The organism is Xanthomonas sp. F1 (assembly GCF_014199855.1).
In genome coordinates, this window is record NZ_JACHOK010000001.1 from 859,015 (window position 1) to 884,483 (window position 25,469).

A 25,469-nucleotide genomic window follows, 5' to 3' on the forward strand; every position below is an offset into this window, starting at 1 on the left:
GCCCCACCCTCACGCATCCATCATTCGGCTCCCCTAAAGATCGGGTCATGAAGATCGAAATCTGGCAAGGCGACATCACCCAACTCGACGTGGACGCGATCGTCAACGCCGCCAACGAGTCCTTGCTCGGCGGCGGCGGCGTGGACGGCGCCATCCACCGTGCCGCCGGCCCGGACCTGCTGGAAGAATGCCGGCACCTGCCGGAACTCAAGCCGGGCGTGCGCTGTCCGGTGGGCGAGGTCCGCGCCACAGCGGGGCATCGGCTCAAGGCGCGGCATGTGCTGCACACCGTCGGTCCGGTATGGCGCGACGGCAACCACGACGAACCGGCGCTGCTGGCCAACTGCTACTGGCGCACCTTGCGCATGGCCGAACAGATGGGCCTGCAGTCGGTGGCGTTCCCGGCAATCAGCTGCGGTGTGTACGGGTACCCGCTGCACCAGGCGGCACGCATCGCGGTCGCCGAGACCGATGCCTGGCAGCGCGCGCATGCCGTTCCGAAGCACATCATCCTGGTCGCCTACAACGACGCCACCAGCAAGGCGTATCGGCAGGCGCTGCGCGATGTGCAGTGCGCCACCGCGGCCTGAGCGGGGAACTGCCGGGACGGGGACGGACCACCAGGTGCCGAACACCTGACCAGGCCAGGCCTGCGCTCACCTGATCGCAGGCATCGGTCGATTCGACGAAATGGCGGTCGCGCGCGCCGTGGGGATTCCCCCGACACCCTGTGGGGGAAAGCCGCAAAGAGTGACCGCGCGCTCAGATTTGCTCAGATTGACCCGCGGCAGGAAGGCTACATTGCGCGAGCCTCAATCCTAACGCCGCCTTAACATCATGACGATCTCTTGCCATCCGCGTCCGAACACGCTGGCGAATGCGCTGTTTGTGCTTCCGTGGGCCGCCGGCCTGGCCTTGACCCTGACCTGCGTGCCGGCACTTGCCCAGGAGGCCGCCCCGGCCGCCAGCGCGTCCGCCGACGCAGCGGCGCCGATCGCGGTACAGGCGATCCGCGTCACCGGCGTCGGTGAACATCCCCGCGAACAGATCGACCCGGCGCGCCTGCAGGCGCTGGCCGATGCCCGCCTGCGCGCACTCGGCGGCGGCACGGTGCCGGCCCAGCTCAGCTTCGCGCAACTGCAGCAGATCGCCGACACGCTGACCCAGGCCTATCGCCAGGCCGGCTTCCTGGTCGCCCGTGCCTATCTGCCGGTGCAGACCCTGGGACCGGACCAGGTGGTCGAGATCCGCGTGGTCGAAGGCCGCGTCGGCAAGATCACCGTCGAGGGCACGCGCCGCTACGACGACCGCTTGATCGCCAGCCCTGCCCTCGCCCTGCAGGGCCAGATCCTGCGTCAGCAGGATCTGCAATCGGCACTGCTGTACACCCGCGACCTGCCGGGCGTCTCCGCCACGTCCGTGCTCAAGCCCGGCGCCAACCCCGGCGAGACCGACGTGGTGATCCAGGCCAGCGAGGAGCGTCCGCTGCAGGTCAGCGTCGGCGCCAGCAACTACGGCACCCCGAGCATCGGCCGCTACCGCGCCCAGCTCGGCGTGGACTGGAACAACCCGCTGGGCCTGGGCGACCACCTGTCCGCCAGCTACGCCTACGCGCTGGATCCGGCCAACACCTGGCAGGGCAGCCTCGCCTATCAGGTGCCGATCGCCGGCGTCGACGGCCTCAGCGCCAGCGCGTCGTATACGCGCAGCGTGGTCAACCTCGACAACGGCGCGTTCGCCGCGCTGGACATCCAGGGTCCGACCCAACAGACGGCGCTGGGCCTGGACTGGAAGTTCGTCAATTCCGATGCCTGGCGCGTGCAGAGCTGGCTGCACCTGGTCAAGGAAAGCTCGCGCCTGCAGGGTCTGGGCGTGCTGCTGTCCAAGCAGAAGTTCGACGTGGCCGAGCTCGGCACCAGCGTGCGCCACGACGATCGCCAGCGTCACGCCATCGACCTGCTGCAGCTCAGCGTGCGCGGCGCGCTCAACGACGACTCGCCGCAGACCGATTACCTGTACGCCCGCCACGACCGGCACTTCACGGTCGCGCGCCTGAGCTATACCCGGCTGCAGGGGCTGACCGCCACGCAGCGCCTGCAGTTGCGCGTCAACGGCCAGTACAGCGACGACACGCTGACCCCGCTGGAACAGTTCTCGCTCGGCGGACCGACCAGCGTGCGCGCCTTCCCGCTCGGCGCCGCGCTGGGCGACCGCGGCTTCGACTCCGGCCTGGAGTACCAGGTCGACGCACCGGGCTTCGCGAGCGCCGCCTCGCCGTTCGGCGGCCGTGCCTGGGGCCAGTTGCTGACCGCCAGCGTGTTCTACGACTACGGACGGGTCTACCCGAACGGCGCCAACCGCGCCGTGTACGACAGCGTCACCACCTTCGAGGGCGCCGGCGTCGGCCTCAGCTTCCGGCTGCCCGACTGGCACGGGCTCTCGTTCGATCTGGCCGCGGCCAAGCCCACCGGCGCCACCGAGCCGGGCGACGGCAAGGATGTGCGCTACTGGGCCCGCTTCGGCCTGACCTTCTGACCTGGGGACCACCATGAACCGCATCTACCGCCTCGTCTTCAATCGCCATCTCGGCGTGCTCCAGGTCGCCTCCGAAGTCGCCAACGGCCACGCCGGCGCAACCGGCACCGGCGCTGCGCGCCTGGCCGCGCCGCTGCTGCCCTTCGCCCTGGCCTGTGCGCTGGCCGCGCCGGCCTACGCCAGCGGCGTGCCGTCGCTGTCCAGCGCCACCGGCGCCACCGTGTCGCAGAACGGCGGCACGCTGCAGATCGACCAGAACGCCGCCAAGGCCGTGCTGAACTGGAACAGCTTCAACGTCGCCAAGGACGCCAGCGTGGTGTTCGTGCAGCCGTCCAGTTCGGCGGTGGCGCTCAACCTGATCGATGCCAGCCGCGGCGCCAGCGTCATCGACGGCAGCCTGCGCGCCAATGGCAACGTGTTCCTGATCAACTCGGCCGGCATCCTGTTCGGCAACCACGCGCAGGTGAACGTCGGCGGCCTGGTCGCCAGCTCGCTGGGCCTGGCCGGCGACGACGACCACGGCTACCTGCTCGCGCGCGGCGAGCATGGCGCCGCCAGCGTGATCAACCAAGGCAGCATCAGCGCCGGCAACGGCGGCTCGGTCAACCTGGTCGGCACCCATGTCGCCAACCGCGGCACCATCAACGCCGATGGCGGCGCGATCCGCCTGCTGTCCGCCGACCAGGTCAAGGTGACCATGGATGCGGCCGGCGCGATCGGCATGCAAGTGGTCGCGGCCGCCAGCCAATCGGTCGACGGCGTCGCGGCAGCGGTGGAGAACAGCGGCAGCCTGCGCGCCAACGGCGGGCAGATCCTGCTGCAGGCCGGCAGCACCGGGCTGTCGCAGTTGCTGGTCAACAACACCGGCACGCTCGAAGCCACCGGCATCGACACCTCCGGCGGCAGCGTGCGCCTGGTCGGCAGCGGCGGCGACGTGGCCAGCAGCGGCCGCATCGATGTCTCCGGCACCCGTGGCGGCAGCGTGCAACTGCTGTCCGACGCCGCGGTGAACGTCGATGGCCGCATCGATGCCAGCGGCACCGCGGCCGGCGGCAGCATTCGCATCGGCGGCGGCTACCAGGGCGGCGAACAGCTGCAACACGCCAGTGCGGCCACCGTCGCCAGCGGCGCGGTACTCGATGCCAGCGCCATCGGCCACGGCAACGGCGGCTCGATCGTGGTCTGGTCCGATGGCCACACCGCCGTGCATGGCGCGCTGCGCGCCAACGCCGCCGGCAGCGGCAACGGCGGCCTGCTCGAGACCAGCGGGCACACGGTGGACTTCTCCGGCATCGCCGTCGGCGCCAAGGGCGCCGGCCCGGGCAGCGCCGGCACCTGGCTGGTCGACCCGGAAGACCTGACCGTGGACAGCGCCGCCGCCAGCACCATCAGCGGCGCGTTGAACGGCGGCACCAACGTCACCCTGCTCGCCACCCTCACCACCGCCAGCGGCCCGGGCACCGTCACCAGCGGCGGCCGCGGCGACATCAACGTGAACTCGGCGATCACCTGGAGCGGCAACTCCACGCTGACCCTGGATGCCTACCACAGCATCTATCTCAACGCTCCCCTCACCGCGACCGGCGCCAGCGCCGGCCTGGTGCTGAACTATGGCGGCTACACCGACAACGGCACCGTCGGCGGCACGGGCGACTACTACGTCAACGCCCCGGTCTCGCTCGGTGGCGCGCAGGCCAGCCTGGCCATCAACGGCCAGGCGTACAGGCTGATCCACTCGCTGGCCGATGCGGCTATCTATTTCAACACCCCCGGCGCCTATGCGCTGGCCCAGGACATCGACCTGGGTGGCGTCACCCGCAGCAGCGCCCTGGTGTCGTCCTTCCAGAGCAAGCTGGCCGGCCTGGGCCACAGCATCAACAACCTGACCATTTCCGGCGCCAGCGGCTACGTCGGCCTGTTCGGCACCACCAGCAGCAGCAGCGTCATCCGCGATCTGCACCTGGGCAATGTCTCCATCTCCGGCGGCTACTACGTCGGCGGCGTGGTCGGCTACGGCCAGGGCGCGATCAAGAACGTCACCGTCGACGGCACCGTGACCGGCACCTCGGGCGGCGTTGGCGGATTGGCCGGCTACAACCTGGGCTCGATCGACAACGGCGTGTTCAACGGCAGCGTCAACGGGCAAAGCGCGGTCGGCGGCCTGGCGGGCAACAACGTCGGCGGGACGATCCGCAACGCCCACAGCACCGGCAGCGTGATCGGCAGCAACAGCAATACGGGCGGTCTGGTCGGCTACAACGATGGCGGCACGCTCACCAACACGTATTCCACCAGCACCGTGAGCGGCACCGATTCTGTCGGCGGCCTGGTCGGAACGAGCCAGAACGCCGGCACCATCAAGAACAGCTATGCCAGCGGCAACGTGACCGGCACCAGCTCCGGTGTCGGCGGGCTGGTCGGCATGAACTACCAGAGCGCCATCGCCAACACCTACGCCACCGGCAGCGTCACCGCGCCGACCTCGGTGGGCGGGCTGGTGGGCGTCAACAACCCGGGTGGGCAGAGCGTCAGCAGCAGCAGCAGCGTCAGCAACAGCTACGCCACCGGCTCGGTCAACGGCACCAATAATGTCGGCGGGCTGATCGGCGCCAATCAAGGCAGTGTCAGCAATGGGTCCTGGGACGTCGGCAGCACCGGCCAGGCCAATGCCATCGGCAACGCGGGCAGTGGCAGCGTCACCAGTGTGACCAGCTTCGGCAGCGGCAACCGCTACAACCACAGCAGCTACGGCAATCTCGGCAGCTGGTCTCTGCTCGCCGGGACCAGCAACGTCTACGTCGCCAGCGATGGCGTCGGCACGCCGGCCTGGATCATGATCGAGGGGCAGACGCGCCCGTTCCTGGCCAGCGAGTACAGCACCACCATCGGCAACGCGCACCAGTTGCAGCTGATGGCGTACAACCTGGCGGCCAACTACAGCCTGTCCGCCGACATCGACGCCAGCCAGACCGCCGGCAGCGCGGCCAGCGGGATGTGGAGCAGCGCTGGCTTCAGCCCGGTCGGCGACAGCGGCAGCGCCTTCACCGGCAGCCTCAACGGCGGCAACCACACGATCTCCGGGCTGACCATCGCCCGCGGCGGCGCATCCTACGTCGGCCTGTTCGGCAATACCGGCCTCGCCAGCCGGATCGGCAACCTGGCACTGACCGGCGCCAGCGTCACCGGCACCGCCTACGTGGGCGGCGTCGCCGGCTTCAACGCCGGCACGCTCAGCGGCATCCGCGTCAACGGCACCATGAGCGGCACCGGCAACTTCGTCGGCGGACTCGCCGGCTACAACAATGCCGGGACGATCGCCGGCGTGCAGACCAGCGGCAGCGTGGTCGGCAGCGGCGGCCCCTACAGCGGCAACTATGTCGGCGGCCTGATCGGCAGCAACGCCAGCGGCACGATCAGCGCCTCGTCCTCGTCGAGCACGGTGTCCGGCGGCAGCAGCGTCGGCGGCCTGGTCGGCAACGACTATCAGGGCAGCTATACCGATGCCTTCGCCAGCGGCAACGTCAGCAGCACCAGTACCACCACCGGCAACAATGTCGGCGGGCTGATCGGCAATGCCATCCAGAGCACCCTGCAGAACGTGCACGCCACCGGCACCGTTACCGCGACCACTTCCAGTGCCGGCGGCCTGGTCGGCATGGCCGGCGCCGGCACCATCCAGAACGCGTATGCCACCGGCAACGTGTCGGGAACCCGAAGCGTCGGCGGACTGGTCGGACGCAGTGCCGGCACCACGATCAACACGGTCTATGCGACCGGCGCGGTGAACGGCACCTCGTCCGAGATCGGCGGGCTGGTCGGCACCCTGGACCACGGCAGCCTCGCGTCGGCCCATGCCACGGGCACCGTGTCCGGCGGCAGCTTCGTCGGCGGACTGGTCGGCTATGGCGACACCGGCAGCGTGGGCGCGTCCTACGCCACCGGCGCCGTGTCCGGAACCGACTACCTCGGCGGGCTGATGGGCTACAACGACGGCGGCAGCATCGGCAACGCCTACGCCACCGGCAACGTCTCCGGCAACATGTATGTCGCCGGGCTGGCCGGCTACAACGACAACGGCACCATCGCCAACACCTACGCCACCGGCAATGCCACGGGCAATGCCTATGTGGGCGGCCTGGTCGGCGTCAACTACAACAACACCGTGCGCAATTCCTACGCCACAGGCCAGGTCTCCGGCAGCAGCGCGGTGGGCGGCCTGGTCGGCTCCAATTCCAACGGCAGCATCATCGCCAGCTTCTTCGCCACCGACATCGGCGGCAATCCGAGGAACGTGGGCCTGAACACGGTCGGCAACAGCGGCGGCAGCATCGACGCGATCAGCGGCGGCAGGTCGTGGAGCGCGTTGAACACGCTGTCCACCTTCACCGATGCCGGCTGGGCGATCGACGACCGCGGCGGCACCGGCCTGACCTGGCGCCTGTACGAACACATGGGCACGCCGCTGCTGCGCAGCTTCCTGACCCCGCTGACGATCAGCACCAGCCTCTCCGGCCTCGACAAGGTCTACGACGGCAACGGCGTCAGCGGGACGATCGCGTCCTACACGGTTGGCGGGGTCTTCGACCCTGGCCTGCTGTTCGGATCGTCGCTGCAGTACACGACCACCGGCAACGGGGTCGGCAGCTACACCACGGGCAACGGCACGCTGCAGCTCGGCGGCCTGGCGTCCTCGCAGCGCGGCTACGACATCGGCTACGTGGTCTCCGGCGGCATCGCCATCACCCCGGCGGCACTGACGGTGACGGCGTCCTCGGGTTCCAAGACCTACGGCGGCACGGTCAGCCTCAGCGGCTACAGCGTCTCCGGCCTGGTCGGCAACGACACGGTGTCCGGCGTCGCGCTGGGCAGCGCGGGAGCCGGCAGCGGCGCGGCGGTGGGCAACTACGCCATCACCGCGTCCGGCGCCAGCGGCGCCGGGCTGTCCAACTACGTCATCACCTACGTCGATGGCAGCCTCCGTGTCGATCCGGCCACCCTGCGCATCGTCGCCACCGACGCCAACAAGATCTACGGCGGCACGGTCGGCCTCAGCGGCTACAGCGTCTCCGGTCTGCTCAACGGCGATACCGTCGCCGGCGTCGCCCTGGGCAGCGCCGGGGCCGGGGCCGGCGCGGGAGTCGGCAACTACGCGATCACCGCCTCCGGCGCCACCGGTACAGGGCTGTCCAACTACGTCGTCAGCTACGTCGATGGCAGTCTGCGCGTCGATCCGGCCACGCTGCGCATCGTCGCCACCGACGCCAACAAGACCTATGGCAGTACCGCCAACCTCAGCGGCTACAGCGTCTCCGGCTTGCGCAACGGCGACACCGTCTCCGGCGTCGCCCTGAGCAGCGCCGGTGCTGGGGCCGGCGCGGGAGTCGGCAACTACGCGATCACCGCCTCCGGTGCCACCGGCGCAGGACTGTCCAACTACGTCGTCAGTTACGTCGATGGCAGCCTGCGCGTCGATCCGGCCACGCTGCGCATCGTCGCCAGCGACGCCAGCAAGACCGTCGGCAGCACCGCCACGCTGACCGGCTACCGTGTCTCCGGCCTGCTCAATGGCGACACCGTCGCTGGCGTCGCCCTGGGCAGCGCCGGTGCCGGCAGCGGCGCCGCGATCGGCAACTACGCCATCACCGCCTCCGGCGCGACCGGTGCAGGGCTGTCCAACTACGCCATCACCTACGTCGATGGCCTGTTGAGCGTGGTCGCCGGTGATGGCGGTGGTACCGCTGTCCAACTGCCCACCACGACCGTGCAGGCGATCAACAGCTCGGTCGCGGCCGCCACGGTGACCAGCGATGCCGGCAATCCGGCACCGGCGAGTCGGCAAAAGGCCGACGAAGCCGCCAAGGAGCTGGCCGCTGCGGCACAGGGCAGTGGCAGCGGCACCGCGACGGCCGCCACCGACGCGATCCGGATCGTCGATGGCGGCATCCGCGTCCCGGCGGTCGCCTGCAGCCCGGGTGCGTCCAACGCCTCCGCGGACAGCTGCATCATCCGCCAGTGATCGGGTATGCCCTGACGACACCGCGGCGGTGTCGTCAGGTCAGAGCGGTGCTTTCACCGCAGTGCGCGTTGGCGCAAATCAGGCATCCGCCGCCGGTGACAGCCGCGGCGCAGTGAGCTGCACATCCGGACGACGCGGCAGCCACAACACGAAGCAGACCGATTCGCCTGGCACCTGCGTGGCCAGCTCCACCGAGCCACCAAGCCGCTCCGCGATCCGCCGGACCAGATACAGGCCGAGTCCCGCGCCCGGCGCATGCTGCGCGTTCTCGCCGCGGTAGTACTTCTGGAACAGGCGCTGCTGTTCTGCGGGCGCGATGCGTTCGCCCGGGTTGGCGACCTCCAGCCGCAGGCCTTCACCACTGCCGCGGACACAGACGCGGATGGCCATGTCCTCGGGGCAATGGCGGTCGGCATTGGCGATCAGGTTGCGCAAGGCCACGCGCAACAGTCCGGTGTCGGTGAGCAGGCGATCGTCGTCGGTGAGACACTCGCAGACCACCCGCTGTGGCGGAAAGTCCAGGCACAGTTCGTCCAGCAGCGCGCGCAGCGCGCAGGGCTGCAGCCGCAGTTCCGATGCCGCCTCGCCCATGCGGTCGTCGGCCAGATACTCGTCCACCAGCGCCAGCAACCGTTGCGCCGCGTCGCGGATGTTGCCGCAGCGCGCGCGATTGCGTTCCGGCGGCGCATCCAGCTTGCGTGCCAGCTGTTGCGCCGAGGTCATGATCACGGCCAGCGGCGTGCGGAACTCGTGCGACACCATGGCCACGAAATCGCGTTGCTCCTGGGTGACCTTGCGTTCGGTCTGCAGCAAGGCGCGCAAGTCGTCCTCCAGCGCCTGCCGCCGGCCGATTTCGTTGCGCAGTTCGGCGGTGCGCAGCGTCACTTCGCGCTCCAGCGCCAGACCGTGCCTGCGTGCCAGATCCACCGCGGCATCGGCATGCCGCCGTTCGCGCAGCCGGCGCTGCCGCGCGTAACCGCCGAGGAGGAAGATGCTCAGCAGCGTCATGTGCAACATGGTGCCGAACGTGGTGGCGTACTGGGTCCAGGCGTTGACCGGCACGAACCCGAGGTTGCGCAGGAAGCCCAGCATCACCCCCAGGTAGAACGGGAAGAACGCGAGCACGAAGAACCGCGCCGGCCGATAGCGGCGCCACCACAGGTGCAGCCCCAACCCTGCCAGCAGCAGGATCTCCAGCAGCCCCAGCGCCTGCACCGGTTGCATGCCCCAGCCGTAGTGGCCGGCGAACACGGCCACCGCGCCACCGAGCGCGACCGCCCAGAGAAAGCGCGTCCCCCAGCGCACCAGACGCGGATGAAAGGCGTGCAGGTTCAGCTGCCGGCTGGCGACCTGGAAGCCCACCGGCAGACTGCAGGCGATGCTGATGCCCAGCAGACTGTCGCTCCAGGCCATCGGCATGCCGGTGACCTGCTGCACCAGGCCGATAGACATCGCTTCGTTGAACACGCAGCCGCCGAGGTAGGCCACGAACAGGCCGCTCATGCGCGCACGCGTGACCAGCCAGAACAGCACGTGCAGGCACAGCAGCAGCAGATAGAAGCCGAAGTACAGGCCGAACTGCAGCCCCTCGCGCCGCGACTGGTTGTCGAACGGCAGCCGTTGCCAGACGTCCAGCCGGGTGACCAGCGCGTTCTTGCTGCGCAACCGCAGCAGCACCTCGTAATCGCCAGGATGCGAAGGCGCGAACTGGAAGACCGGACTGCGGTAGTCCACCGGCCAGTCGCGGCGCGGTACGCGTTCGCCGCTGCGCCCCAGCACGCGCCAGTCTCCGCCGTCGCGCCGCACATAGGCCTGCACGTCGTCGAGCAAGGCATTGCTCAATCGCACCATCCAGCCACCGGACGGTACACTTTCGACATGAACAGGCAGGCGCAGCCATACCGGACCGTCGGCGAATCCCGCGTTGAGGCCGGCGGGCAGCCGGGCCCACCCGGCCGCGGCGGCGGCCTGCGCGACGTCCAGTCGACCGTGCGGATCGTCCAGGCGCTGCAGGTATCCGCTCGCGTCCTGATGCGGGCCGGTCAGCGGCAGCGCGGCGACCGGCAGCCTTACCGGTTCAGCCGCCAGGCTCACGCCCATCGCCGCCAGGAGCCATGCGCCCACCAGCCAGCGCCACCATTGCGCCATCATTCGCCATATCGCACCGTTGCCAGCCGATGACGTTACAGCAAACCGCCAGGCGCGAGGATCCGCCGCCATGTCCGAGGTGATCCTGCTCGAGGACGAACCGGTGCTGTGCGAGGAACTCGGCGAGTTCCTGCAGGATCTGGGTTACGTCGCTCTCTGCGTGGACAGCATCGCCGGCTTCCGGGAACGGTTCGACCCGGCGCGCCACACCATGGCGGTGATCGACGTGGGCCTTCCCGACGGCAGCGGCCTGGAACTGGTCCGCGAATTGCGCCGCGCCGGCCATCGGCTGGGCATCGTGGTGTTCAGCGCCCACAACACCGCCAGCGATCGCATCGCGGGGCTGGAACTCGGCGCGGACCACTACCTGGGCAAGGGCGTCGATCTGGACGAGCTGGCCGCGACCCTGGCCGCGCTCGGCCGGCGCCTGGCGCTGCCGCCACCGGCCGCGCGCTGGGTGCTGGAACTGGCCGCTGCACGCCTGAACGTTCCCAACGCGCCGCCGGTTCCGCTCTCGCGCCAGGATCTGCTGGTGCTGGCCTGCCTGATGCGCCACGCCGGCGAGAGCGTGGGCCACCGTGAGATCGCCGAGGCGCTGGGGGTGAACTTCCTCGAGTACGACCGGCGCCGGCTGGACACGCAGATGTACCGGCTGCGGCGCCGTGTGGAAGAGATCAGCGGACGCCCGCTGCCGGTGAAGACCTTGCGCAACAGCGGCTACTGCTTCCACGCGCCGGCCACGTTGGCGACCTGAGCGCGACGCAGCGCGGCGTTTTTCCTACGCACGCCCTATCGCCGGCGTCAGCGCTGCGAACGCGCCTCTGCGCGCATCATCCGCACGACACTGGGCCAGAAACGAAAAACGCCGGCGCTGCCGGCGTTGTTCGTAGGCGATGTCAGGACGCTCAGCCCTGCCACTTGCCCAGCGCGGCCAGGCCGTTTTCCTTGGCGCGCTCGTACACCACCTGCTGCGCCTTGGCGAAATTGCCCTTCATGTCCTGCGCCCACAGCTTCAGCGCGGCCTGCTGCATGGCGCGGCCATAGGAGAAGCTCAGCGGCCACGGCAGGTTGCCGAGCTGGTGCATCGCGTTGAGGTGCGCGGTGGACTGCTCGTCGGTCTGGCCGCCGGACAGGAACACGATGCCCGGCAGGATCGCCGGCACGGTGCTCTTGAGGCACATCACGGTGGACTCGGCCACTTCCTCGACGCTGGCCTGCTCGTCGCAGTCCTTGCCGGCGATGACCATCGAGGCCTTGAGGATGGTGCCTTCCAGGACCACGTTCTGCTCGTACAGCGCACCGAACAGCGAACGCAGCGTGGCTTCGGTGACCTCGTAGCAGGTCTCGATGTCGTGGTCGCCGTCCATCAGCACTTCCGGCTCCACCATCGGCACCAGGCCCTGCTCCTGGCACAGGGCGGCGTAGCGGGCCAGCGCATGCGCGTTGGTCTCGATGCACACGCCGGACGGGATGTCCTCGCCGATGGTGATGACCGCGCGCCACTTGGCGAAGCGCGCACCGAGCTTGTAGTACTCCTCCAGGCGCGCGCGCAGGCCGTCCAGGCCTTCGGTGATCAGCTCGCCCGGCATGCCGGCCAGCGGATGCGTGCCCTTGTCGACCTTGATGCCGGGAATGATGCCGTGCTCGGCCATGTACTTGGCGAACGGCACGCCGTCCTTGGTCTTCTGGCGGATCGTCTCGTCGTACAGGATCGCGCCGGAGATGTGGTCGCTCAGCTTCGGCGTGGTCAGCAGCAGCTCGCGGTAGGCACGGCGGTTCTCTTCGACATTCTCGATGCCCACGCCGGCGAAGCGCTTGGCGATGGTGCTGGTGGATTCGTCGATCGCGATGATGCCCTTGCCCGGGGCGACCATTGCCTGTGCGGTTTCGGCAAGCTGTTCGATGCTCATACGGTTCCTGATGGCTGCAACGGGGGAACGCCCATTATACCGGGCCGGCCTGCATGCATTCCGTTACCGCCGGCGCTGCAAGCGGTTACAGGCGTAGACCGCATGCAATCGGCGCTTCAGCCAAGCGCGTCGGTCATTGCCTCACGGTGCGCCTCTTCGTTGCCCTGCGCCGTCTGCAGCGGCACAGCGCCCGCGATCGGTGCCTGTGGATGCGTGCCTTGCTCTGCCGGCAGTGCGATGTCGAGCGCATCGAGCAACGGCCGCCAGTCGTCGGCGCTGCGCGCACGGCGGTGCGCCAGCAACGCGGCATGGCGGCGCAGCCCGGGCAACTGCCAGCGCAACTCGCAACAGATGCGATCGACCTCCTCGGCCGCCTCCGGCGCGGCGATCAGCCACGGCAGTTGCTCGACCATCTTGCCGGCGCCCGAGTCGTGGATGGCCATGATGTAGCCCACGATCAACAGCAGCAGATGTTGCAGGGCCGCGCGCTCGTCCTCGCGCAGGTCGCCGCCGCGCTGCAGGCGCAAGGCTTCGTCGCGGGCCCGTTCCAGGCCGTCGAGCAAAGCCGCCACCACCTCGCGCAGGTGCTGCGGATCGTGCGCCGGCGTCGGTTCCAGCGCGCAGTCGCGCAGGCGCTCGGTCAGCAGGTCGACCACGTCGCGCGGGAACTGTCCGGGCACCACGCGCAACGCGATGCGCATCCGCGCCAGCGCCTGCGCATGGCCCTGCTCGCGTTCGAACAAGCCATCCAGCGCTTCGGCGCAGGAGATCAACCGGCCCAACGGCGACAACACCGGCGCGCCGACCGGATAGCCGGAGCCGTCGATGCGCTCGTGGTGCTCGCGCGCGGCGGCGGCCTGTTGCGCCGAGTAGACGCCAGATTCGCCCAGCAACGCGGCGCTGATCACCGGATGCACGCAATGCATGCGCCACTGCACGAAATCCTGCTGCGCCTCCGGCATCTCCAGTACCGCCGGATCCACATACATCTCGCCGAGATCGTGCAGCAGCCCGACCTCCGCGGCCTCGCGCATCGCCGCATCCGAACGCGACAGCAGCGCTGCCAGCCAGGCCACCAGCATCGCCACCCGCACCGCGTGCGAGAACGCGGCCGGCCGGGTCTGGCCGAGCGTGGTCAGCAAGGTGCCCGGCGCGCCCAGCGTGCGCGCGCGGGACAGCGCGGTCATGATCGACGGCACCTCGTCGCCCAGCAGCAGGCGCAGATGCGGGTGTTCGTCCAGCTCACGCTGCGCGGCCAGTTGCACTTCGCTCGGGCGCAGTTCTTCGCAGAACGCCAGCGAGGATTCCAGCGGGCGCAGCAGGCGCCGCGCGATCAGGCGCTCGCGCAGGCCGGCGTTGATGCGCTGGCCCTTGGCGACGAGCAGGATGCCGCGGCGGTCGCGGATGTCTTCGGTGACCACCAGCTCGCGGGTGGCCGAGGCCTGGATCAGGTGTTCAAGGCAATGCGTGCCGGGGCGCTCGGGCAGTTCCAGCCCGAGTTCGGCGTGCGCGCTTGGGGACGTCATGGGGGTGTCGCACGATCAGGGAACGGGAGGGCGCCGCGCCGTTCCATGCGCGATCGAACGGTGTTGCCGACGGTGCGGCGGCCTGGGCCGCCGCACCGCGTCCTTCAGAGTTCGCCCAGGCCGCTGGCGCGGCCGTCCGGGCCGACTTCGAGCAGGCGCAGGGTGTTGGTGGCGCCGTGGGTTTCCATGTGCTCGCCGCTGGTGAACACCACGCGGTCGCCCGGCGCCAGCAGGCCGGCCTCGACCAGCACGCGGATCGCGCCGCGCGCGGCCTCGCGCGGGGTCAGGCCGCGGCTGTCGAAGTTGATCGGGAACACGTCGCGCATCATCGCCATGTGCCGGCGTGCGCCGTCGTGGCGGGTCACCGCGAAGATCGGCGCCTTGGCGCGGAAGCGCGACAGGTAGCGCGGGGTGCCACCGGATTCGGTCATCGCCACGATCGCGCGCACGCCCACGTGCTGGGACAGGAACATCGTCGCCATGGCGATGGCCTGGTCGGCGCGCTCGAGGTTGCGCGGGGCCATGCCGAAGTCGGTTTCGGTCTCGAACTGGCGCTCGGCGCCCAGGCAGATGCGCGCCATCGCCTCGACCGCACGGATCGGATAGGCGCCGGCGGCGCTCTCGGCCGAGAGCATCACCGCGTCGGTGCCGTCGATCACCGAGTTGGCCACGTCCAGCACTTCGGCGCGGGTCGGGATCGGGCTCTCCACCATCGACTGCAGCATCTGCGTGGCGGTGATCACCACTTTGTTCTGCGCCAGCGATTCCTTGATGATTTTCTTCTGCAGGCCGGGCAGTTCGGCGTCGCCGATTTCCACGCCCAGGTCGCCGCGCGCGACCATCACCACGTCCGAGGCCTCGACGATCTCGCTCAGGTTCTCGATCGCCTCGGTACGCTCGATCTTGGACACCAGTGCCGCGTCGCAGCCGTGCGCGCGGGCGATGCGCCGCGCCTCGTTCATGTCCTCGGCGTTGCGGCAGAACGACACCGCGATGAAGTCGACGCCGATCTTGGCGACGATGCCGATCAGTTCCTTGTCGCGCTCGGTCAGCGCGCCCAGCGACAGGCCACCGCCCTGCTTGTTCAGCCCCTTGCGGTCGGACAGCACGCCGTCGTTGAGCACGCTGGTGACGATGCGCTCGCCATTGACCTCGACCACCTTCAGCTGCACCAGGCCGTCGTCGAGCAGCAGCACGTCGCCCGGGGCCACGTCCTGCGGCAGGCCCAGGTAGCTGACCCCGACCTGGCTGGCGTCGCCCGGCGCGGCATTGGCATCGGCGATCAGGTCGAAGCGGTCGCCGAGCTTGAGCGAGACCTTGCCCTGGGCGAAGCGCTCGATGCGGATCTTCGGACCCGGCAGGTCGGCGAGGATGCCGATCTCCGCGCCGACGCGGGCCGCGGCGGCACGCACTTCGGCGGCGCGCTTGGCCTGGCCGGAGGGGTCGCCATGGCTGAAGTTCAGCCGCACCACGTTGACGCCGGCGCGGAACAAATCCTCGAGCACGCCGGGCGGGTCGGTGGCCGGACCGAGGGTGGCGAGAATCTTGGTGCGGCGCTGGCGTTCGATCATGATGGCATCCTTGGAAAAAGCGCTCAAAGCTAGCATACGCGCCCCTCACACAGCATGGCATTTCGGCATAGACGCTCGCCTTGCCCGGCATAGCGAGCGGACAATGCGGGACAGTATGTGGTCATGCCACGCCAACAGGTGTGCCCGTGGACGCTGCGCGGGCGAGCGCAGGCCAGGCGATGCACCATGCGCAGCCAACGCCGTGTGCGCCGGACATGCCGGCGCACGTGCCCGTTCAGGCCGCCACGAGCGCCGGCAGCTGTGCCGGCGCCTGCGCCAGGACATCGGCGCCGGCCTGGCGCAGCTCCTCGGCATCGCCGAAGCCCCACAGCACGCCGATGCTGCGCATGCCGTGATGGCGCGCGCCGTCGATATCCATGCGCCGGTCGCCGATCATGCGGCATTGCGCCGGCACGACCGCGAGCCGCCGCAGCGCCTCGGCGATCAGCTCGGGCTTGGCCCGGCGCGCGCCGTCGTCGCTGGCGCCGACGATCTCCTCGAAGCGCGCGCCGAACGGCAGGTGCTCGACGATGCGCCGCGCGAAGCGCTCGTTCTTCGAGGTCACCACCGCCAGGCGGTGACCGGCGGCGGCGATCGCTTCCACCGCCGCGCCGATGTCCGGAAACACCGTGTGCTCGCGCCAGCCGTGCTGGTCGTAACGCATCCGGTACTCGGAAAGCGCTTGCTCCACCAACGCCTGGTCGCCGTGAAAGTAAGCATTGAAGCTGTCGCGCAGCGGTGGGCCGATCCAGGCCCGCAGCTGCTGCGCATCTGGCACCGGGCGCCCCAGCTTGGCGAAGGCATGATGCAGGCTGCCGACAATGCCGGCCTCCGAATCGACCAGGGTACCGTCCAGGTCGAAGAACAGGACGTCGGCGGCGCTCACGCGCCGCGCGCCTGCAGCGCGGCCACCGCCGGCAGGGTCTTGCCTTCCAGGAATTCCAGGAACGCGCCGCCGCCGGTGGAGATGTAGCTGACCTGCTCGGCGATGCCGTACTTGTCGACCGCGGCCAGGGTGTCGCCGCCGCCGGCGATGGAGAACGCCGACGATGCGGCGATCGCCCGCGCCAGGGTCTCGGTGCCCTTGCCGAAGGCGTCGAACTCGAACACGCCGACCGGGCCGTTCCAGACCACCGTGCCGGCCTTGGCGATCAGCTCGGCGTAGTGCGCGGCGGTCTGCGGGCCGATGTCCAGGATCAGGTCGTCGTCGGCGACGTCGGTGACCGCCTTCACCGTGGCCTCGGCGTCCGGCATGAACTGCTTGGCCACCACCACGTCGCTGGGCAACGGGATCGCCGCGCCGCGCGCATTGGCATCGGCCACGATCTTGCGCGCGGTGTCGAGCAGGTCCGGCTCGCACAGCGACTTGCCGACCGCATGCCCGGCCGCGGCGATGAAGGTGTTGGCGATGCCGCCGCCGACGATCAGTTGATCGACCTTGTCCACCAGGTTGGAGAGCAGCTCCAGCTTGGTCGAGACCTTGCTGCCGGCGACGATCGCCAGCAGCGGCTTGGCCGGCTGCTCCAGCGCCTTGGCCAGCGCATCCAGCTCCGCCATCAGCAGCGGGCCGCCGGCGGCGACCGGGGCGAACTTGATTACGCCATGGGTGGAGGCCTGCGCACGGTGCGCGGTGCCGAAGGCGTCCATCACGAACACGTCGCACAGCGCCGCGTACTTCTTCGCCAGCGCCTCGTCGTCCTTGCCCTCGCCGACGTTCATGCGGCAGTTCTCCAGCAGCACGATCCGCCCCGGCTGCACGTCCACGCCATCGACCCAGTCGCGGATCAGCGGCACGTCGACGCCGAGCAGCGCGGCCAGGCGGATCGCCACCGGCTCCAGCGAATCCTCCTGGGTCCACACGCCTTCCTTGGGCCGTCCAAGGTGCGAGGTCACCATCACCGCCGCGCCCTGCTCCAGCGCGTGCTTGAGCGTCGGCACCGAGGCCAGGATGCGCTGCTCGGAAGTGATCAGGCCATTGTCGATCGGCACATTCAGGTCTTGCCGGATCAGCACGCGCTTGCCGGACAGGTCGAGATCGGTCATTCGCAGGATGGACATGTGATTGCTCGCTTTCGTGGGGTTGCAAAGGGAAAACCGCGCCATCGGTGCAGTATCGGCGTCGGCGACGGAACGTTGGGTGCACGGACGCCGAGCGGGCATCGCGCGGCGGCGAAACCGGCATTGTCCGGCGTTGGCCGCACAGCGGCAAATCGGTGCGGTGGCGCGCGCACGGCGCAGCGTGCGCACGATCGCCAGCGAGTGGATCAGCCCGCGCCGTCGGCGACGCCGGGTTTGCGCAGCAGGCTCAGCGCGAAACCGACCACCAGCAGCGCACCGCCGATCAACAGCGCCCACAGCAGCCAGGTCTTCCAATCGCGCGGCGGTGGCGGCGCCTGCAGTGCCGCGGCGCCAGCCAAGGGCTGCGCCGCGCCGAGGCTGGCGGTGGCCGGTGCCCACTGCGGCCCGCGCTGGGTGCGCAAGGCCTGCAGCGCGGCGGCCAGCGGCGCCGGCGCACGCTGGGTGCGCGCACTGCCGGCGGCCAGCGCATAGGGCGGCGCGCCCTGCGCCAGGAACACCAGCGTCTCCGGCTGATAGCCCAAGCGCAGCGCCGGCCGCTGCCGGCCCGGATCCTGTGCCGCGAGCAGCCGCCAGTAGCGGTCGCGCACCGGCGCGGTCAGCGCCTGCGGCGGCGAACGACTGCCGTCCCCAACTTGGTAGGCCAGCCATGGACCGGCGCGGTCCTGCCACGGTGCCTCGGCGCTGTCGCGGCTCTGCACGCGCCATTCGATCGCATTGTTGCCCGGCAACGCGACATCGATGCGCGTCACCGGGTAGCGGCCCGACGACACGAAGGCATAGCCGTGCTGCGCCGCATCGGTGCTCACCGCGTCAAGTTGCTGCCAATGCCAGTCGGCGGCGACCGGTGCCGGCGCCAGTTCGGCCTCCACCCCGGTCAGCGGCGGCGCGCTGGCGCCGGCCAGCGGCAGCAGGCGCAGGTAGCGCACCTGGCGGCCGATGGGAATGCGCAGCTGCTGCAGGCGATGCCCCTGGTTGGCCAGGTCGACCAGGGTCGCATCGGCCACCAGCACCTCCCAGTCGCGCAGATCGTCGCTGCCTTCGACCCGGTAGCGGGCCTGTTGCGGCTGTGCAGCCGCGGCCCATTGCAGCGACAGCGCGCGCAGCGGTACATGCAGCGCGCTGGCATCGACCAGCCAGCCGGCAGTGCCAGTATCGGATTCGCCGCCGGCCACGCGGGTCTGGATGCGACGCACGCTGCCGTCGCGGTCGCGTTCGGCGATCAGCTCCAGGTCCGCTGCGCGCCCGTCGCGCGAGGCCAGCAGCGGGAACCACGGCAACGGCTGCCGGCGCGGCGCGGTCTCGGCCTGCTCGGCGGCGAACAGGGCCGCCGGCAACGGATCGCCCGCGGCATTGAACACCTCCACGTCGCCCAGCGAGGCGCGCTGCGCGCTGCGGTAGACCGCATCGTCGAGCTGCACGCGATAGGCGCCGGCATCGGCATCCTGCAGGGTCAGCGGCCACTGCTGGGCATAGTCGTCGCGCTGACTGGCGGCGAACACGCACAGCGGCAACCCGGCCAGCAACAGCGGGAACAACGCACGTCGGATCATGGGATGGCCTCCTCGGCCGGTTCGGCGGCGCGCGGCGGCGCCGGCGCCAGATAGCCGACCACCGTACACAACAGCCCGTAGGCGATGAACGAGGCGATCCCGGCAACGTTGCCGAGGTTGCCGCGATCCACCAGCAGCAGCTTGCCCAGCACCACCGCCATCAACACCGCACCGGCCAGCCACAGGCCGCGCTGGCCGCGCCGCGAGCCCAGCACCCAGCCGAGCACGCCCAGCACGCTCCAGACCACCGTCAGACTGGTCTGCGCCACGCCATCGCGGAGTACGCCGGGCCACGGCACCGCCGCCCAGTAGTGCACCGCATGCAGGGTCACACTGGTGATCCACAGGAAACCGGCAGCGGCCAGCAGGTGCGTGCGCCAGGGCCGCAGCAGCGCCGGCAGTTCCGGGCTGCGGGTCCAGCGCACGCCCAGCACCAGCAACGCCAGCTGGGTCAGTTCCAGCGGGTTGAGCACCGGCACCCACGGCAACGGCGCACTGTCGCCGGGCCGGCCCAGGCTGTACAGCCAGGCCACCGCGAGCAGGCCGAAGTAGGTGCTCTGCAACGCCGTGCGCCACGGCGCGAACGCCGCCCCCAGCGGCGCCGCCAGCCAGTTCCAGCGCCACAGCGACAGCGCCGCGACCAGCAGCCAGGGCGCCACCAGCAGCATCCAGCGCCAGCCGGCGGCGAGGCCGCTGTGCAGCGCCAGCCAGCCGCACAGCAAGGTGGCCACGATCGGCCACACCAGCCACCACACGAACTGCGCCGCGCGCGCCACGCCGCCGCCGCTGTCGCGCAGGCACAGCAGGCTGCGCACGCCGAGCACGGCGTACAGCGCCCAGGCCCAGGCGCCATGCCCGGCGAACGGTTGCCCGTGCGCATCGGCCTGCCAGGCCGCCAGCGGCACCGCCAATGCCAGGCCGCCCAGCGTGGTCGCGGCCAGTGCCGGTGCCGGCCAGCGCCGCTGCGCTTCGGCGGCGAGCCAGCCGCTGATCGCGACCCAGGCCAGCAACACATCGGCGCGCGCATCGGCGTCGACGAAGCGCAGGATCTCGGCAACGCCGATGCCGCACCACCAGGCCAGTCCCCACAGGTAGTAGCCCAGCGCCGGCATGGCGGCCCGCTCACGGCGGTAGCACCAGGCGCTGACGAAGCCGGCCAGGGCCAGCAGCAGCGCGCTCATGCAGGTGGCATTGGCCACAGCCTGGGTGTCGTGCACCGCCGCGTCCAGGCCCAGGGTGAAGCCGAATGCGGCCGCCAGTTGCAGCCCGGCGCCGCTGAGCTGCGGCAGCCAGCGCCGCTGGCGCAGGCCCAGCCACACCAGCGCCGCCCCCTCCAGCGCGAAGACGCTGGCGGTGGCCCGCGCGGACAATGCCAAGGGGACCGCGAGCGTGGCGAAGCCCACCGCCAGCACCGCATACGCCTGCCCCAGCAGCGCGAAGCGGGCGCGCCGGATCAGCGCCGCCGCCAGCAGCGCATAGAGCGCCGCCAGGCCCAGTGCGCACAAGGCCAGCGGCATGCGCTCGCCGCGCAGCAGCCCCGCCTGCAGCGAAAACGCGATCAGCGGCGTGCCGAACAGCAGGCTGCCATCGATCAGCGTACTGCGCGTGGCCTCCTGGCGCCGCGCGTACAGGATCGGGATCAGCAGGTAGAAGGCGAAGAACAGCAGCAGGAAGGGTTCGGTGCTGGCGAACTTGTCCGGCCGGTACTGCAACACGCCCCACAGCGTGCCGATGCCGAAGGTGAAGCCGAACCCGAGCAGGTTCAGCACCCGCCACGGCCGGTACCAGGCGATCGCGAATACCGCCGCGTTGAGCAGCGCGTAGTAGGAGAACAGCGCGACATGGTTGCCGCTGCCGGTGGACAGCCACAGCGGCGCGAGGAAGCCGGCCAGCGTGCCCAGTACCGCCAGCGTGCTCGAGTCCTGCGCCACCGCCAGCACGCACATGCCCGCGACCAGGGCGATGCTCAGCGCCAGCGCCGCGCCGGCGGGAATCAGCCCGGACAGTTTGAATGCGGCGAACACGGTCAGCAGCAACACGCCGATCGCCCCGCCCTGCAGCGCCAGCGCAAAGCTGCGCTTGCGCGTGCGCTGGTGCCAGCCGAAGGCCAGGCCGGCCAGCGACGCGGCGGCGATGCCGGCGTAGCGCAGCTCGATCGGCATGCGCAACCAGCCCTGGTCGCCGGCGTACTTCAGCAGTGCGGCGACGCCGGCCAGCAGCACCAGCATGCCGATCTTGACCGGCACGTTGCCCTCGGTGAACCAGCGTTTGATCCCGCCCAGCAGCCGCTCGATCGGATCAGGCCGATGCAGCGCGTTGATCGCGGCGCTAGCGGCGGCCCGCGCCTGCGCCTGCTCCCGCTCGGCTCGTTCGACTGCGGCGGCCAGCGTCGCGAAATCGTCGGCCTGCGGCGGCACCGGCAAGGGCGGCGGCAGCGGCGGCGGCACGCCGGCATCCTCCGCGACCTGGTGCGGACGCGCGAGATCGAGGGACGCCGCGATCGGCAAGCCCTCGGCCTCCACCTCGGGTTCGGCGGCAGCATCGGACTCCCCGGCCGCGGCCACGGGGCCGACCCAGGCCGTCGCAGGTGCCGCCGGGGCGGCGGCCATCCGTGCGACCTGCGCTTCCAGCGCGGCGAGCCGCTGGCGCAGGCGCGACTGCCCGACCAGGGCCACGATCAACAGTACCGGCACCGCCAGCACCGCCAACACCACCAGCACGATCAACATCTCCATTCGGCTCGCATCTCCACAGCGGTGGCGCCGCGCCCCTGGCGCGTGTCCGGTGCCCGGCGGCGCCGGACCTGGCGCAGATGGTAGACGTTTTCGGTGCCGGCATCGGCGCTGGGCCGGGCCGCAACCCAGGCAGGGCAAGGCCCGGCGTTCCGACGAACGGTCTTCACGCCACCCTCAAGGCGTCAGATCGACGGCCGCTACACCCCTTACCACGTCGTGCGTCTGCTGTTCCCTCCCACCCCACCGGCAGCATGAATGAACCTACCCGCCCACCCCGCCGAAGCGGGGATCGATGACCATATCCGCTCGGTGGTCGGCCTGTCCGACCAGTTGCTTGGCCAACTGCGCCGCTCGTTGCAGGGCATCGACGCGATCAACCGCACCACCCACATGATCTCGATGAACGCGCGCATCGAATCGGCGCGGATCGGCGCCGCCGGACGCGGCTTCAGCGTCATCGCACAGGAAATGGACGGGCTGTCGCGGCGCGTGGCCGAGGCCACCCAGGACCTGGACAAGGTCGCCGCGCGCACCAGCGCCGAGATGCGGCAAACCCTGGGCCGGCTGCAGGACGACGTGCGCCGCACGCGGCTGAGCGAACTGGCGCTGAGCAACATCGACCTGATCGACCGCAATCTCTACGAGCGCAGTTGCGACGTGCGCTGGTGGGCCACCGACGCCGCGGTGGTGGCGGCGGCGCGCGCCGACAGCGACGCCGAGGCGCTGGCCTACGCCTCGCGGCGCATGGGCCAGATCCTGGATTCGTACACGGTCTACTTCGACCTGATCCTCGCCGGCAGCGATGGCCGCATCCGCGCCAACGGCCGGCCGCGGCAGTTCGCCTCGGCCGGCAGCGACGTCTCCACGCAGCCGTGGTTCGAGCAGGCCATGCGCACCCGCAGCGGCGAGGATTTCAGCTTCCAGGGCGTGCATGCCAGTGCGCTGGCCGATGGCGAGCGAGTGCTGGTGTACGCGTGCACGGTCCGCGAGGGCGGCCGCATCGATGGCCGCGTGCTGGGCGTGCTGGGCATCGTGTTCCGCTGGGACGCGCTGGCGCAGACGATCGTGCAGCGCACGCCGTTGTCCGAATCCGAATGGGGCCGCAGCCGCGTCTGCATCGTCGATGCGCAGGGCCACGTCTTGGCCGACTCGGCCGGGCGCATGCTGCAGGACCGGATCGACTTCGACGGCCGCGACGCCTTGTTCAAGCAGCCGCGCGGCGCCATGCTGATCGACCTCGACGGCCGGCCGCACTGCATCGCGCATGCCGCCTCGCCCGGCTACGAAACCTACCGCACCGGCTGGCACTCGCTGATCCTGCAAGCGCTGTAGTCCGCACGCGACGCACGGCGTCCTGCGCGAAAAAGCGGCAGCGGATCACAGCGCAACGCGCGCCGCGTGGACACGGTACGCGAGCGGCGGCATGCCGCATCGCGTTCGCGCTCCCGGCCATCGGCATCGCCGACAAAGGTGTCGTCGCTGCCTGAATGCCGCCGCGTGCTGTATTGACGGCGTCATTTCGCCATGCCTAAGCTCGTTGCGCCGCGCTGATGCCGGACCGACGCATCGCCTCGACGGCGACCGGTGCACGCTGGATTGCAGACGCCACTCCCCAGGTAAACGGACATGACCATGAAACCCTTTCGCACCCTGCTGATCTCGGCCCTGCTGGCCGCGTCCTTCGCCGCTCCCGCCCTGGCCGAGAAGGTCGACAATCCGGATCTCTACACCCCCGATGCGGTCAAGAAGAACATCGTCATCGGCAAGACCACCAGGGAGCAGGTGCGCGCCGTCTATGGCGAGCCCACCTACGTCTCCAGGACGTCCGGCAAGGAAGGCGGTTACGAGAAATCGTGGAGCTATCGCCCCAGCGAATCGCACGGCGAGAAGGCACGCAAGACCGCGACCGGCCTGCTGAAGCGGATGCTGCCCGGTTACTACACCGGCCCGGCGATCAACGAGGCGCAGGAGCATGGCGTCGGCGCGCGCAACGTCAAGTCGTACGACCTTGAAGTGGAATTCGATGCCAAGGGCGTGGTCACCGATTATCAGCAGAGCGAGAGCAACGTCTCCAAGGACGCGCTGTAACGGCGATCGGGATGGTGGAGGCGGCGCGGATCGCGCCGCTTCCGCCCGCTGCATCCGGGCCGCCGTCGCGGCGGGCAAGCCCATCGCAGCACATCTGCCAGAACACAAAAAGGAGCGCCGAGGCGCTCCTTTTTGTTTGCATCCGTTCGCTGGTGGCGTGTGTGCCTCCTGCCAACGGCGGCAGGAGGCAGCGGCGCTGCCGCAAGGCCGCGTCGCCCGCCACCGGCGGACGACGCGCGGCGGGTTACTTCGCCACCACCTTGACCATTTCCAGGCACTTGTTGGAATAGCCCCACTCGTTGTCGTACCAGGACACCAGCTTGACGAAGGTGCCGTCCAGGGCGATGCCGGCATCGGCATCGAAGATCGAGGTGCGCGCGTCGCCGCGGAAATCGGTGGCCACCACCTTGTCCTCGGTGTAGCCGAGGATGCCCTTCAGCGCGCCTTCGCTCTGCGCCTTCACCTCGGCGCAGATCTCGGCGTAGGTGGCCGGCTTCTCCAGTTCCACGGTCAGGTCGACCACCGACACGTCCGAGGTCGGCACGCGGAAGCTCATGCCGGTGAGCTTCTTGTTCAATTCCGGGATCACCACGCCGACCGCCTTGGCCGCGCCGGTGCTGGACGGGATGATGTTCTCCAGGATGCCGCGGCCGCCGCGCCAGTCCTTGTTGCTCGGGCCGTCCACGGTCTTCTGCGTGGCGGTGGCCGCGTGCACGGTGGTCATCAGGCCGCGCTTGATGCCCCACTTGTCGTTGATCACCTTGGCCAGCGGCGCCAGGCAGTTGGTGGTGCAGCTGGCGTTGGAGACGATGGCCTGGCCGGCATAGGTGCTGTCGTTGACGCCATAGACGAACATCGGCGTGTCGTCCTTCGACGGCGCCGACAGGATCACCTTCTTGGCGCCGGCGTCCAGATGCTTCTGCGCCGTTTCCTTGGTCAGGAACAGGCCGGTGGATTCGATCACCACGTCCACGCCGACCTCGCCCCACTTCAGCGCCGCCGGATCGCGTTCCTGGGTCAGGCGGATCTTCTTGCCGTTGACCAGCAGGTGGTTGCCGTCGACGGACACCTCCGCCTGGAAGCGGCCGTGCACGGAGTCGTACTGCAGCATGTAGGCCAGATAATCCGGCTCCAGCAGGTCGTTGATGGCGACGATCTCGATGTCGCTGCCGAAATTCTGCACTGCCGAGCGCAGCACGTTGCGCCCGATGCGACCGAAACCGTTGATGCCGACCTTGATTGCCATTTCAGTAGCTCCTGCGGCCGCGCCTGGCGCGGCGGATGGAAGGGGAAATCCCATTCTAGCAGGCC

15 protein-coding genes are annotated in these 25,469 nt (G+C 69.9%); 6 read left to right on the forward strand and 9 right to left on the reverse strand.

Features of this window, described 5'->3' with window-relative positions; genetic code table 11:
• The first annotated feature begins 47 nt into the window (after window positions 1-47).
• From GGR71_RS03555 to GGR71_RS03565, 3 genes are all read left to right on the forward strand, one after another.
• Window positions 48-590: an O-acetyl-ADP-ribose deacetylase gene (locus GGR71_RS03555; RefSeq protein WP_160957260.1), complete on the forward strand. Its 543-nt coding sequence runs from the start codon at window positions 48-50 to the stop codon at window positions 588-590.
• A gap of 247 nt (window positions 591-837) precedes the next feature.
• A complete protein-coding gene (locus GGR71_RS03560) occupies window positions 838-2,535 on the forward strand; it encodes a ShlB/FhaC/HecB family hemolysin secretion/activation protein (RefSeq protein ID WP_160957259.1) in 1,698 nt (565 codons plus the stop codon).
• A gap of 13 nt (window positions 2,536-2,548) precedes the next feature.
• The gene (locus tag GGR71_RS03565) at window positions 2,549-8,551 is read left to right on the forward strand and encodes an MBG domain-containing protein (RefSeq protein ID WP_160957258.1); all 6,003 of its coding nucleotides are present in this window, start codon (window positions 2,549-2,551) and stop codon (window positions 8,549-8,551) included.
• 78 nt (window positions 8,552-8,629) lie between these two features.
• Here the strand turns inward: GGR71_RS03565 and GGR71_RS03570 are convergent, their stop codons facing one another.
• Window positions 8,630-10,675: a sensor histidine kinase gene (locus GGR71_RS03570; protein ID WP_343160783.1), complete on the reverse strand. Its 2,046-nt coding sequence runs from the start codon at window positions 10,673-10,675 to the stop codon at window positions 8,630-8,632.
• Window positions 10,676-10,769: 94 nt separating this feature from the next.
• Here GGR71_RS03570 and GGR71_RS03575 point away from each other — a divergent pair, with 94 nt between their 5' ends.
• Window positions 10,770-11,453: a response regulator transcription factor gene (locus tag GGR71_RS03575; protein WP_160957256.1), complete on the forward strand. Its 684-nt coding sequence runs from the start codon at window positions 10,770-10,772 to the stop codon at window positions 11,451-11,453.
• Window positions 11,454-11,604: 151 nt separating this feature from the next.
• On the opposite strand, the gene GGR71_RS03580 is transcribed toward GGR71_RS03575, so the two are convergent.
• The 7 genes from GGR71_RS03580 to GGR71_RS03610 form a co-directional block, all read right to left on the reverse strand.
• Window positions 11,605-12,609: a class I fructose-bisphosphate aldolase gene (locus GGR71_RS03580; RefSeq protein WP_048490371.1), complete on the reverse strand. Its 1,005-nt coding sequence runs from the start codon at window positions 12,607-12,609 to the stop codon at window positions 11,605-11,607.
• 116 nt (window positions 12,610-12,725) lie between these two features.
• Window positions 12,726-14,135 carry an HD-GYP domain-containing protein gene (locus GGR71_RS03585; protein WP_160957255.1) on the reverse strand — a complete coding sequence of 470 codons (1,410 nt, stop codon included), beginning with the start codon at window positions 14,133-14,135 and terminating at the stop codon, window positions 12,726-12,728.
• A 104-nt stretch (window positions 14,136-14,239) separates the two neighbouring features.
• Window positions 14,240-15,706: a pyruvate kinase gene (gene pyk, locus GGR71_RS03590; protein ID WP_160957254.1), complete on the reverse strand. Its 1,467-nt coding sequence runs from the start codon at window positions 15,704-15,706 to the stop codon at window positions 14,240-14,242.
• Window positions 15,707-15,941: 235 nt separating this feature from the next.
• Window positions 15,942-16,592, reverse strand: coding sequence for an HAD-IA family hydrolase (locus tag GGR71_RS03595; protein ID WP_160957253.1), 651 nt, complete (start codon window positions 16,590-16,592; stop codon window positions 15,942-15,944).
• Window positions 16,589-17,764, reverse strand: coding sequence for a phosphoglycerate kinase (locus tag GGR71_RS03600; protein ID WP_160957252.1), 1,176 nt, complete (start codon window positions 17,762-17,764; stop codon window positions 16,589-16,591). The genes GGR71_RS03595 and GGR71_RS03600 overlap by 4 nt, the downstream gene beginning before the upstream one ends.
• A 206-nt stretch (window positions 17,765-17,970) precedes the next feature.
• Window positions 17,971-19,335: a DUF3999 domain-containing protein gene (locus tag GGR71_RS03605; protein ID WP_160957251.1), complete on the reverse strand. Its 1,365-nt coding sequence runs from the start codon at window positions 19,333-19,335 to the stop codon at window positions 17,971-17,973.
• Entirely contained in the window at window positions 19,332-22,070 is a 2,739-nt protein-coding gene (locus GGR71_RS03610) for a DUF2339 domain-containing protein (RefSeq protein ID WP_160957250.1), read from the reverse strand. The genes GGR71_RS03605 and GGR71_RS03610 overlap by 4 nt, the downstream gene beginning before the upstream one ends.
• Before the next feature lie 255 nt (window positions 22,071-22,325).
• On the opposite strand from GGR71_RS03610, the gene GGR71_RS03615 reads away from it, so the two are divergent.
• A complete protein-coding gene (locus GGR71_RS03615) occupies window positions 22,326-23,402 on the forward strand; it encodes a methyl-accepting chemotaxis protein (RefSeq protein ID WP_160957249.1) in 1,077 nt (358 codons plus the stop codon).
• A 300-nt stretch (window positions 23,403-23,702) separates the two neighbouring features.
• On the forward strand, window positions 23,703-24,158 hold the full coding sequence (locus GGR71_RS03620) for a hypothetical protein (RefSeq protein ID WP_456362574.1): 456 nt from the start codon (window positions 23,703-23,705) through the stop codon (window positions 24,156-24,158).
• 244 nt (window positions 24,159-24,402) lie between these two features.
• On the opposite strand, the gene gap is transcribed toward GGR71_RS03620, so the two are convergent.
• On the reverse strand, window positions 24,403-25,404 hold the full coding sequence (gene gap / locus GGR71_RS03625) for a type I glyceraldehyde-3-phosphate dehydrogenase (protein WP_017911669.1): 1,002 nt from the start codon (window positions 25,402-25,404) through the stop codon (window positions 24,403-24,405).
• Window positions 25,405-25,469 lie beyond the last annotated feature (65 nt).

Excerpts from the sequence above, each read along its gene's own strand:
- GGR71_RS03575 (WP_160957256.1), top strand. The coding sequence starts at position 10,770 with ATGTCCGAGGTGATCCTGCTCGAGGACGAACCGGTGCTGTGCGAGGAA.
- GGR71_RS03610 (WP_160957250.1), bottom strand. The coding sequence starts at position 22,070 with ATGGAGATGTTGATCGTGCTGGTGGTGTTGGCGGTGCTGGCGGTGCCG.
- GGR71_RS03555 (WP_160957260.1), top strand. The coding sequence starts at position 48 with ATGAAGATCGAAATCTGGCAAGGCGACATCACCCAACTCGACGTGGAC.
- pyk (WP_160957254.1), bottom strand. The coding sequence starts at position 15,706 with ATGATCGAACGCCAGCGCCGCACCAAGATTCTCGCCACCCTCGGTCCG.
- GGR71_RS03585 (WP_160957255.1), bottom strand. The coding sequence starts at position 14,135 with ATGACGTCCCCAAGCGCGCACGCCGAACTCGGGCTGGAACTGCCCGAG.
- GGR71_RS03615 (WP_160957249.1), top strand. The coding sequence starts at position 22,326 with ATGAACCTACCCGCCCACCCCGCCGAAGCGGGGATCGATGACCATATC.
- GGR71_RS03580 (WP_048490371.1), bottom strand. The coding sequence starts at position 12,609 with ATGAGCATCGAACAGCTTGCCGAAACCGCACAGGCAATGGTCGCCCCG.
- GGR71_RS03560 (WP_160957259.1), top strand. The coding sequence starts at position 838 with ATGACGATCTCTTGCCATCCGCGTCCGAACACGCTGGCGAATGCGCTG.
- GGR71_RS03600 (WP_160957252.1), bottom strand. The coding sequence starts at position 17,764 with ATGTCCATCCTGCGAATGACCGATCTCGACCTGTCCGGCAAGCGCGTG.
- GGR71_RS03565 (WP_160957258.1), top strand. The coding sequence starts at position 2,549 with ATGAACCGCATCTACCGCCTCGTCTTCAATCGCCATCTCGGCGTGCTC.
- GGR71_RS03620 (WP_456362574.1), top strand. The coding sequence starts at position 23,703 with ATGAAACCCTTTCGCACCCTGCTGATCTCGGCCCTGCTGGCCGCGTCC.
- GGR71_RS03605 (WP_160957251.1), bottom strand. The coding sequence starts at position 19,335 with ATGATCCGACGTGCGTTGTTCCCGCTGTTGCTGGCCGGGTTGCCGCTG.
- gap (WP_017911669.1), bottom strand. The coding sequence starts at position 25,404 with ATGGCAATCAAGGTCGGCATCAACGGTTTCGGTCGCATCGGGCGCAAC.